Origin of the sequence: Vibrio barjaei, from assembly GCF_001639065.2 — a bacterium.
GTDB lineage: Bacteria > Pseudomonadota > Gammaproteobacteria > Enterobacterales > Vibrionaceae > Vibrio > Vibrio barjaei.
On the sequence record NZ_LQXO02000006.1, the window covers coordinates 279,587 to 290,181 of the forward strand.

Here is a 10,595-nt window from a genome sequence, read left to right on the forward strand (position 1 = left end):
ATTTATTTTGGTAGGAAAAAATAACTCGCGACAAGGTCGCGAGTCGATGATTACATTCTAGCGAGTAGAATCTGAGCTTGTTCGATCATTTTCTTACGACCGAACACGAGGTGACGTCGTTTGCCACCTACCTGTCGCCAAAGCACTGCGCTACGGATACCCGACAACAGAAGCGCGCGCACCTTTTGCTGGGTGCCTGTTTGTTGCAGTACTGCAGGAGTGCCTGTCACTTGAATTCTAGGACCAATCGGACTAATGACATCCAAATAAACGCTAGCTAAATTACTGATCATCTGCTCGTCAAGAAGCTCATAGTGCTCAAGTTGACGACTGACCATTTGTAATCGGTCACCAAGTTGAGACATGGCATCATTACGTCCGTTCAGTTTACGCTCTAGTGCCATTAGGCTGATGATGTAACGAGTAATCTCACTTCCGCTTGGTGTGCTATCAATGCCTTTTACCAAACACTCGAGTCCAACTTTAAGGTCGGATTCAACACCAAATACATCCAAAGTACTGGATGGGTTCATGTTGGTAATGGCTTTGATAGAAGTTTCGAACGCGTCTGAATCACAGTAACCGTCTTTAGCAACACGTTGAACAAGGGCAACGGCTTGGCATATTCCTGCAAATGCTATTGTACGGTCATAAAGTGTATTAGCCACGTAGCTCTCCTAAGATAATAAACTAAAAAATGTTAGATACGCTCTTCGATGATACCGCCGCCCAAGCAAACATTGTTGCTATAGAAGACAGCAGACTGTCCCGGAGTGACAGCTACTTGTGGTTCATCAAAGATAACCTTAATGTTGTCATCGTCAATTGGGATAATCGTACAAGGGATATCTTGTTGACGGTAGCGCGTTTTCACTGTGCATTGCACTGGTTCTTTAATCGCTTCGCGACTCACCCAATGAAGTTGAGATGCACGCAGTCCGTTTGATTTAAGTAACGGATGATCAGCACCTTGAACCGCAATCAATACATTACGCTCAAGATCTTTTTCAGCAACATACCATGGATCTTCGTTACCGCCGCCACCTTTTTGGCCCCCAATATGTAACCCTTTACGTTGACCCAATGTGTGGTACATCAGACCTTGGTGTTCACCAATGACTTTACCTTCCGGTGTTTCAATTTTACCCGGTTGTGCTGGCAAATAGCGAGACAAGAAGTCTGTAAATTTGCGCTCACCAATAAAACAAATACCTGTCGAGTCCTTTTTCTTCGCGGTAATTAAGCCTTGCTCTTCGGCGATGCGACGCACTTCTGGTTTCTCTAACTCGCCTACAGGGAACAAGCTACGAGCCACTTGGTCGTGACTTAATGTGTAAAGGAAGTAACTCTGGTCTTTGTTACTGTCCAAACCGCGAAGCATTTGCGGCTTTTCACCGTTTTCAGGGAAGGTACGGCTAACGTAGTGACCCATTGCGATATAGTCAGCATCGAGAACTTCGTCTGCAAATTCTAAAAATGCTTTAAATTTGATTTCTTTGTTACAAAGAATATCTGGGTTGGGTGTACGACCCGCTTTGTATTCTGCCAAGAAATACTCGAATACATTATCCCAGTATTCAGCAGCAAAGTTTATCGTATGTAGGTGGATACCTAACTTATCACAGACCGCTTGTGCGTCGGCTAAATCTTCCGCTGCAGTACAATATTCCTCATTATCATCTTCTTCCCAGTTCTTCATGAACAGGCCTTCTACTTGGTAGCCTTGCTGTTTCAGAAGGTAGGCAGAAACAGAGGAGTCTACACCGCCGGACATACCGACAATCACTTTCTTTTGGCTGTTATCAGACATGTTAAAATACCACCTATATCAATTGGACGCAGATTCTAGCAGAAACCGAAGGCGCAATACAGATCCGCGAACTAAATCACACTTTCTAAGAGCATGAATGTGTGTACAAATAGAGTGAAAAACAAGGCCAGTGATAAAAAAATCGTAGCGTAAACGTTTGCTAAGTTTGCCTATGTTGCCGAGGTAAACTATACAGAGTTAGAATTGTCGCCCTTAGTTTCCTGTTACGAAGATATCCTTATGAAATTCCCCGGCCAAAGAAAATCGAAGCATTACTTTCCGGTTCACGCTCGTGATCCATTAGTCAGCCAATCTCAAACTAGCAAAAAGATGTCGAGAACCCATATTATCGGTATTGACCAAACTCTAGTTGATATAGAAGCGCGAGTGGATAGTAGTGTTATTGATAAATTTGGACTGAGCAAAGGGCACTCTTTGGTTATTGATGACCAAGCAGCTGAAAATCTGTATAACGAACTGAAAGAGCAAGAGCTTATTACCAATGAGTTTGCTGGGGGCACAATAGGGAATACATTACATAACTTTTCCGTGTTGGCAGATGACAAATCTGTATTGTTAGGTGTAATGAGTGCTGATATCCGAATCGGTAGTTATGGCTATCGATATCTATGTAATACCTCTAGCCGTATGGACTTAAACTATTTGCAAGGCGTCGATGGTGCCATTGGACGTTGTTTTACGTTAATTACTGAAGACGGTGAGCGAACTTTTGCAATTAGCGAAGGTCAAATGAATCAACTTCGTGCGGACAGTATTCCTGAGAGAATTTTCAAGAAAGCCTCGGCATTGGTATTAACAGCCTACCTAGTTCGTTGCAAAGATGGCGACCCAATGCCAGAAGCAACCATGCAGGCAATAGAATATGCGAAGAAATATGACGTACCTGTGGTATTAACGTTGGGAACTCGCTTCGTTATTCAAGATGATCCGGAATATTGGCAAGACTTTTTGAAACAGCATGTTTCGGTTGTTGCTATGAATGAGGATGAGGCTGAAGCATTAACAGGTGAAAAAGATCCATTGGCTGCTGCGGATAAAGCACTTGATTGGGTTGATCTTGTTTTATGTACTGCTGGACCAATCGGTTTATTTATGGCCGGTTATACAGAGGACGCCGCAAAAAGAGAAACTTCTTTACCATTATTACCAGGGTGTATTGCTGAATTTAACCGATATGAATTTAGTCGGCCGGCTATAAAATCTGCATGTGAAAATCCTACGAAAGTTTATTCACATATTGCTCCTTATATGGGTGGGCCAGAAAAAATCAAGAATACCAATGGTGCGGGCGACGCAGCTTTATCCGCATTACTGCACGATATGGCAGCGAATAAATACCATAAAGAAAATGTGCCAAACTCAAGTAAGCACCAACATCCATATCTTACTTACTCTTCTTTCTCACAAGTATGCAAATACTCAAACCGAGCAAGCTATGAAGTGCTGGTCCAGCATTCTCCACGTCTTTCTCGTGGTCTGCCAGAGAAAGAAGATAGCCTTGAAGAGGCATATTGGGAACGATAATAAAAAAGCGCCGAAAGGCGCTTTTTTTATAAATCTAATATTATTTAAAGATATTAGATTTCGAATTCTTCTAGAGATTTACCTGCGTCTAGAGCAGTTTGGATTGCAGAAGGCGTACGACCTTGACCAGTCCAAGTTTTTTCAGCGCCACTCGCGTCTACATATTTGTATTTTGCTGGACGAGGAGCACGTTTGCTCTTTGCTTTACCTTTAGATTCACCAGATAGTGCAGCGATAAGGTCTTCAACGTCAATACCGTCCTGAGCAATCATTTGAGCGTACTCACTTAATTTAGCTTCGCGTGCTTCTTTCGCTGCTCTTTCTTCTGCTTCAGCTTCTTGTCTTTCACCAACAACAGTAGTTAGTTTTTCTAGTGCTTCTTCTAGTTGTTCTATAGTTAGCTCACGAGCAAATGCACGTAGGCTACGAATATTTAGTAGAGTTTTGGTTAATTCAGACATGACAGTTCCCATGAGATTATTATTTGGTTCGGATTAATAATAAACAGCAAATATTGAATTGACAATATTTTCTTAGTGGATAAGAGAAGAAATATAATAATTCTTACAAAATCCTGATAATAGACAGCGATAGAAATACATAGTGGCGTATATAGCGGGTGAAACTAAAACATTAATAATTACCCGATCTTGGTATGAACTACACAAAAGACGGACTTTGAGTGGATTTTGTTGCATATTGTACTAAGTATGGTTCTTCGGACTGATAGTTTATTTGTAAGTATTATGGAATTGATTGAAATCGATATAAATGAACTTCTATAAAATTAAGTTGTCAGTGATGGTCGTTCAAAAAATGTTTATCTCTGAGTAGTTAATGGTTGATTTAAACTCTGCGTTATAACTAAGCTGCAACACTGTTTACAAGGTGATAGCAACATTCATGTTGCAATTGATGCTTTGGTAAGTACAATGACGTCCACCTAATGCAAAAGTAAGAACATTCTTTCAACATGCTAACGCATAGTAGTGAATGATTTTTCTTTTGATGTAGAGGCGCGACTGCGAAAAGTCCTTGTCGTTGGGGTGATGCCAATGAACGACAAAAAAAGGCGCTGTCGCCGAAGTGAGAGTTGAATATCAAGCACTCTCGCTGGGGTTGTATCCGAAACGAACAACACTGCCATAGTCTATTATATTGTTAAACTATGGAGCGCTACTGTAGGGTTGGGAGAAGTGTTCACTTCCCTTTCGCTTAGTTCAACGTTTGCGTATGAACTTATAGATACGCATGTCTGCAGTAGATCTCTAACCATAATTAAAACTGGTTTTTGAAGATCATGAATTTAATCGATTTTGCTTCGTCACCATTATCACTGCTACCGCCGATCGTAGCTTTGAGTTTGGCGATTATCACACGTCGCGTTTTGCTTTCCCTAGGTGTAGGTATTGTATTAGGCGCTTTTCTACTTAACGATTACTCGGTAATGAATGCTGCAGGCTATGTCTATGACACAGTATCCGGCGTTGTTATTGAAGATGGTGGTCTAAACACCTGGAACATGAGTATCGTTGGCTTCCTATTGCTACTTGGAATGATGACGGCGTTATTAACGTTGTCAGGTGGTACCAAAGCGTTTGCTGAGTGGGCACAAGCACGCGTGAAAAGTAAACGTGGCTCAAAGCTACTTGCTGCATTCCTTGGTGTGTTTATTTTTGTTGATGATTACTTTAACAGCTTAGCAGTTGGCGCGATTTCTCGCCCTGTTACTGACCGCTTTTACGTATCGCGCGCTAAGCTTGCTTATATTTTAGATTCAACAGCCGCTCCTATGTGTGTGCTTATGCCAGCCTCGAGCTGGGGTGCATACATTATGACTATCGTCAGCGGTATTCTTATCTCACATGGTATTACTGAATACTCAGCGATTGGTGCGTATGTTCGCCTAATTCCAATGAACTTTTACGCAGTGTTTGCGCTATTAATGGTGTTCGCTGTTGCTTGGTTCCAATTAGATGTGGGCCCAATGCGTAAGCACGAGCTTCGTGCAAAACAAGGTCTTGGCTTTGATAAAGATAAAGAGAACGATTCTGCTGAAGCTCATGAGCTGAATGAAGAGTTGGATATTAAAGAAAGCGACTTTGGTTCAGTTTCAGATCTGATTCTACCCATTGTTGTCCTTATTGGTGCGATGGTAGCTGCGATGATCTTTACTGGTGGTCAAGCTCTGGCGGCAGATGGCGTTGCATTTAATGTTCTTGGTGCATTTGAGAATACCGATGTTGGTACTTCTTTAATTTACGGCGGCTCTGCGGGTTTATTAACAGCAGTCTATACCGTTGTGAAACAGAAGCTTTCTGCGGCTGATATTGCAACGACCATGTGGATTGGTGCTAAGTCGATGTTTGGCGCAATCCTGATTTTGTTCTTTGCGTGGTCTATCGGTTCTGTCATTGGTGACATGAAAACAGGTGCTTACCTATCGTCAACAGTGCAAGGCAATATTGATGTCCATTGGCTACCAGTTATTCTGTTTATGCTTTCTGGTCTAATGGCATTTTCGACAGGTACATCATGGGGTACATTCGGAATTATGTTACCAATCGCAGGTGATATGGCGGGTGCGACGGATATCGCAATGATGCTTCCAATGCTTGGTGCGGTGTTAGCGGGTTCAGTATTTGGTGACCACTGTTCACCAATCTCAGATACGACCATCTTGTCATCGACAGGTGCACGTTGCAACCATATTGACCACGTGTCTACGCAGCTGCCATATGCATTGTCAGTGGCATTTGTTTCTTGTGTTGGCTTTATTACATTGGGTATGACAACGTCGGTAGCACTTTCATTCGGTGCTTCAACAGTGACGTTTGTACTTGTCTGTTTCATTCTTTCTGCTTTATCTAAAGCAAGAATGGCTAAAGAAGCGAATGCATAAATAAATTGCTTTAATATCAAGGAGCCTCCCAAGGCTCCTTTTTTATGTCTTTTAGCTTACCTCTGCCGATATTCGTAATAACAAATCATACTTGTTGGCGAGTACGGAAAAAAAATGCGCTGATCTGCAAAATAGTGGTTGAAAATCATAATGAGCTTCGTTAGTGTGAAGGTACAGACACAAAGGACCTAAACATAAGTATGCTAAATTTTGATATGAACATTCATCATCACCATCATCACCCAGCTTAATCTTTCGGGAGATGAACGCATACCCGAGAGATAGGTAAAACTCTCGGAGGTTCGATTTAAGATTTAAAGAATTAAACCCTCGGGAGACCAAAGCTCCCGAGGGTTTTTTCGTTTTATAATTTAAAAATCAATATCTTGCACAGGGATACAGCAATGCAAACACAACGCCTAAGAATCGCAATACAAAAGAAAGGTCGTCTTAGTAGAGAAAGCCAAGACCTACTAAAAAAATGCGGAGTTAAGTTCAACGTAATGGGTGAGCGTCTTGTTGTTCACTCGTTAAATATGCCAATCGATCTACTGTTGGTTCGTGATGATGATATCCCTGGTTTGATCATGGATGGTGTCGTCGATCTTGGCTTTATTGGTGAGAATGAGCTAGAAGAAGTTCGTTTAGACCGTAAAGCACTTGGTGAACCCAATGAGTTTGTAACGCTTCGCCGTCTTGATTTCGGTGGTTGTCGTTTATCTATTGCTATCGACAAAGATGAAACGTACAACGGTCCACAAGATCTAGCAGGCAAACGAATAGCGACCACTTACCCACAATTACTGAAAGCTTATATGGACGAGCAAGGTGTAGACTTCAGCACGTGTATGCTTACAGGGTCGGTCGAGGTTGCGCCGCGAGCTGGTCTAGCGGACGCTATTGCCGACCTTGTTTCTACGGGGGCGACACTGGAAGCGAACGGATTAAAAGAAGCGGAAGTGATCTTCCGTTCTAAAGCAACACTGATTCAGCGCAAAGGGGAGTTTGATGCCGACAAAGAGGCGCTTATCGAGAAGCTACTAACTCGTATGCAAGGTGTTCAGCAAGCGAAAGAGTCCAAATACATCATGCTACACGCACCGGTCGCAAAACTTGAGCAAATCAAAGCGCTTTTACCGGGTGCGGAAGATCCGACAGTATTACCTCTATCTTCAGATAAAGAGCGTGTGGCTGTTCACCTAGTTAGTACAGAGAACTTGTTCTGGGAAACTATGGAACAGCTGAAAGAACTTGGAGCGAGTTCTATCCTTGTGCTTCCGATTGAGAAAATGATGGGGTAAGGCTATGAGAACTGTAGTTTGGCAATCATTAAGTCAGTCGCAACAAGAGTCTATTCTTGAGCGTCCTGCGATTACTGAAGGCGCAAATATTACTTCTGCGGTATCGGCGGTTATCGAGCAAGTTCGTAGTGAAGGTGACAAAGCGCTGCTAGATCTTACAGAAAAGTTTGATCGAGTTCGACCTGATTCAATTCGAGTCTCTAACGAAGAGATTGAAGCTGCATCATCGCGCCTTTCTGAAACAATGAAACAAGCGCTTGAGCAAGCGTATTCTAATATCGCTAAGTTCCACAAAGCTCAGCGTCCGGAACTACTGAGAGTAGAAACTCAGCCAGGCGTTGTCTGCGAGCAAGTGACTCGTCCTATTAATACTGTTGGACTGTATATACCGGGCGGCAGCGCACCATTACCATCAACCGTGCTCATGCTAGGGGTTCCTGCTCAGATTGCTGGTTGTCGTAAGGTGGTACTATGTTCCCCACCGCCTATTGCGGATGAAATCCTCTATGTTGCTAAGCTATGTAAAATCGATGAAGTATATAACGTCGGTGGTGGTCAAGCCGTAGCGGCGATGGCGTATGGCACAGAGAGCGTTTCAAAAGTAGATAAGATCTTCGGCCCGGGCAATGCCTATGTTACCGAAGCTAAGCGTCAAGTGAGTAATGATTTCCGTGGAGCAGCGATCGATATGCCTGCTGGCCCATCTGAAGTGTTGGTTATTGCTGATGAAACGGCGGATGCTGATTTTGTCGCGGCCGATCTATTGAGCCAAGCTGAACATGGTCCAGACTCTCAAGTAGTGCTTGTCACTCCATCTCCAGTGATTGCAGACCAAGTAACAGAGGCGGTCAATAAACAGCTCAAGCAATTGTCGCGTGCTGATATCGCGCAGCAAGCGTTAGGCTCAAGTCTCATTATTATCGCTGAATCGATCACTCAGTGTGTGTCTATTTCAAACTACTATGGCCCTGAGCACTTAATTGTTCAGACTAAAGCACCACGTGAGCTGTTGCCGCTACTTGATAACGCAGGTTCTATTTTCTTGGGTGATTGGTCGCCAGAGTCTGCGGGCGATTACGCTTCAGGTACGAACCACGTACTGCCGACTTATGGTTACACTCGTACCTATTCAAGCTTGGGCTTAGCTGACTTTTCGAAGCGAATGACGGTACAAGAATTAACTGCCGATGGGTTACGAAATCTGGCTCCGACGGTTGTCACTATGGCTGAGGCAGAAGGGCTGGACGCGCACAAGCGTGCCGTGACTATTCGTGTCGAAAAGCTTGCGCAGGAGAGTAACTAATGGAAAAGCTCGCTCGTAAACAAGTTCAACAGCTAACGCCGTATATGTCTGCACGACGTATTGGCGGTAGCGGTGATATTTGGCTCAATGCTAATGAATCACCATTTAATAATGAATATAAAACAGATTTTGCGCGTCTTAATCGCTACAGCGAATGCCAGCCTAAAGCGCTAATCGAAGCCTATGCCGCATACGCCGGTGTTAAACCAGAACAAACTCTGACTTCTCGTGGTGCCGACGAAGGCATTGAGTTACTTATTCGTGCTTTTTGTGAGCCGGGTGAAGATAGCATCCTATTCTGTCCGCCGACCTATGGCATGTACGCCATTAGTGCTGAAACCATTGGTGTTAACCGTAAAACGGTACCGCTGACTGTTGATTGGCAGCTCAATTTGCCGGAAATCGAAGCCAATTTAGATGGCGTCAAAGTGCTGTTCGTATGTAGCCCAAACAACCCAACGGGGAATTTGGTTAAGCGTGAAGACATTATCGCTTTATTGGAGATGACCAAAGATAAGGCCATCGTTGTCATGGATGAAGCGTATATCGATTTTTGTCCAGAAGCGTCAACCGTTGATTTGTTGGCCCAATATCCGAACTTAGCTATCTTACGTACATTATCAAAAGCCTTCGCTTTGGCTGGTCTTCGCTGCGGATTTACACTAGCCAATGAAGAGCTCATCAACGTACTGCTTAAAGTGATTGCACCATATCCGGTACCAATTCCTGTCGCGGAAATCGCGGTGCAAGCCTTGTCGGAACAAGGGTTAGCGCGTGCTAAGTTCCAGGTGCTGGATCTCAATGCCAATCGTGCCTACCTACAAGCAGGTTTATCGACCTTACCAGGTGTTACCGTATATGAAGGTTGGGGTAATTATCTACTCGTTGAATTTGCTAATGGCGATGAACTATTTAAAGCAGCGTGGAATACGGGAATTATTCTTAGAAATTCACCGATTGAAAACTGCGTAAGAATCAGTGTTGGTAATCGTGATGAATGTGAGAAGACATTGTCATTTATTCGCAATCAACTAGAACAAACAGCGGCATAAGCTAGCCATCAAGAAAAGGATTTATAAAGTGAGCAACCAACAGAAAATATTATTTATAGACCGTGATGGTACGTTAATTGTTGAGCCTCCAGTGGATTTTCAAGTTGACCGTTTGGATAAACTCAAACTCGAGCCGTTTGTTATTCCAAGTTTATTGGCTCTGCAAGACGCAGGGTACCGCCTTGTGATGGTGACTAACCAAGACGGTTTAGGTACTGCTAGCTATCCTCAGGAAGACTTTGACGCTCCTCATAATATGATGATGGAAATCTTCGAGTCTCAAGGCGTTAAATTTGATGATGTTTTAATTTGCCCGCACTTTGATGAAGACAACTGTTCATGCCGTAAACCAAAACTTGGTTTGGTTAAAGAGTATCTTCAAAGTGGCAAAGTGGATTTCAAAACCTCAGCTGTGATTGGTGACCGACAAACTGACCTTCAGCTAGCTGAAAATATGGCGATTCGTGGAATTCAGTACAATCCGGAGACCATGGGTTGGCCGAGAATCTTAAAAGACTTAACGGTAAAAGCACGCACGGCGGAAGTGATTCGTACTACCAAAGAAACGGACATCAAGGTATTTGTAAATCTTGATGAAGCGGGTGGTAATGAAATCTCGACGGGCATGGGCTTTTTCGACCACATGCTTGATCAAATTGCCACTCATGGCGGTTTCCAGATG

The 10,595-nt window shown here is 43.4% G+C and carries 9 protein-coding genes, 1 riboswitch and 1 other annotated feature; of the genes, 6 read left to right on the forward strand and 3 right to left on the reverse strand.

Translation table 11 applies throughout. The features are described 5' to 3' along the window. Positions 1-50: 50 nt before the first annotated feature. Complete coding sequence (gene hflD / locus AWH66_RS03930; protein ID WP_006074097.1) at positions 51-668, reverse strand: high frequency lysogenization protein HflD; 618 nt, start codon at positions 666-668, stop codon at positions 51-53. Between the two features lie 32 nt (positions 669-700). Continuing rightward, positions 701-1,810 (reverse strand): tRNA 2-thiouridine(34) synthase MnmA, encoded by a 1,110-nt coding sequence (gene mnmA / locus AWH66_RS03935; protein WP_063605621.1) that lies wholly within the window; start codon positions 1,808-1,810, stop codon positions 701-703. A 240-nt stretch (positions 1,811-2,050) separates the two neighbouring features. On the opposite strand from mnmA, the gene AWH66_RS03940 reads away from it, so the two are divergent. Further along, the gene (locus tag AWH66_RS03940; RefSeq protein ID WP_063605620.1) at positions 2,051-3,355 is read left to right on the forward strand and encodes an inosine/guanosine kinase; all 1,305 of its coding nucleotides are present in this window, start codon (positions 2,051-2,053) and stop codon (positions 3,353-3,355) included. Positions 3,356-3,408: 53 nt separating this feature from the next. On the opposite strand, the gene AWH66_RS03945 is transcribed toward AWH66_RS03940, so the two are convergent. Then, positions 3,409-3,816 (reverse strand): H-NS family histone-like protein, encoded by a 408-nt coding sequence (locus AWH66_RS03945; RefSeq protein WP_038230058.1) that lies wholly within the window; start codon positions 3,814-3,816, stop codon positions 3,409-3,411. Positions 3,817-4,358: 542 nt separating this feature from the next. After that, positions 4,359-4,542: riboswitch (Lysine riboswitch) on the forward strand. A gap of 113 nt (positions 4,543-4,655) precedes the next feature. Between AWH66_RS03945 and AWH66_RS03950 the strand changes: the two genes are divergently transcribed. The 5 genes from AWH66_RS03950 to hisB form a co-directional block, all read left to right on the forward strand. Then, positions 4,656-6,257: a Na+/H+ antiporter NhaC family protein gene (locus AWH66_RS03950; RefSeq protein ID WP_063605619.1), complete on the forward strand. Its 1,602-nt coding sequence runs from the start codon at positions 4,656-4,658 to the stop codon at positions 6,255-6,257. 226 nt (positions 6,258-6,483) lie between these two features. Continuing rightward, positions 6,484-6,620: a sequence feature (His leader region), on the forward strand. A gap of 41 nt (positions 6,621-6,661) precedes the next feature. Continuing rightward, positions 6,662-7,558: an ATP phosphoribosyltransferase gene (hisG, locus tag AWH66_RS03955; protein WP_006074105.1), complete on the forward strand. Its 897-nt coding sequence runs from the start codon at positions 6,662-6,664 to the stop codon at positions 7,556-7,558. A 4-nt stretch (positions 7,559-7,562) separates the two neighbouring features. After that, positions 7,563-8,861 (forward strand): histidinol dehydrogenase, encoded by a 1,299-nt coding sequence (gene hisD / locus AWH66_RS03960; protein WP_031493478.1) that lies wholly within the window; start codon positions 7,563-7,565, stop codon positions 8,859-8,861. Further along, a complete protein-coding gene (gene hisC, locus AWH66_RS03965; protein WP_063605618.1) occupies positions 8,861-9,913 on the forward strand; it encodes a histidinol-phosphate transaminase in 1,053 nt (350 codons plus the stop codon). Before hisD ends, hisC begins: the two co-directional genes overlap by 1 nt. Positions 9,914-9,941: 28 nt before the next feature. After that, a partial coding sequence (gene hisB, locus AWH66_RS03970; RefSeq protein ID WP_071487842.1) for a histidinol-phosphatase occupies positions 9,942-10,595 on the forward strand: 654 nt, incomplete at its 3' end.

Coding starts and splice junctions, on each gene's coding strand:
- hisG (WP_006074105.1), top strand. CDS start 6,662: ATGCAAACACAACGCCTAAGAATCGCAATACAAAAGAAAGGTCGTCTT.
- AWH66_RS03945 (WP_038230058.1), bottom strand. CDS start 3,816: ATGTCTGAATTAACCAAAACTCTACTAAATATTCGTAGCCTACGTGCA.
- mnmA (WP_063605621.1), bottom strand. CDS start 1,810: ATGTCTGATAACAGCCAAAAGAAAGTGATTGTCGGTATGTCCGGCGGT.
- AWH66_RS03950 (WP_063605619.1), top strand. CDS start 4,656: ATGAATTTAATCGATTTTGCTTCGTCACCATTATCACTGCTACCGCCG.
- hisD (WP_031493478.1), top strand. CDS start 7,563: ATGAGAACTGTAGTTTGGCAATCATTAAGTCAGTCGCAACAAGAGTCT.
- hisC (WP_063605618.1), top strand. CDS start 8,861: ATGGAAAAGCTCGCTCGTAAACAAGTTCAACAGCTAACGCCGTATATG.
- AWH66_RS03940 (WP_063605620.1), top strand. CDS start 2,051: ATGAAATTCCCCGGCCAAAGAAAATCGAAGCATTACTTTCCGGTTCAC.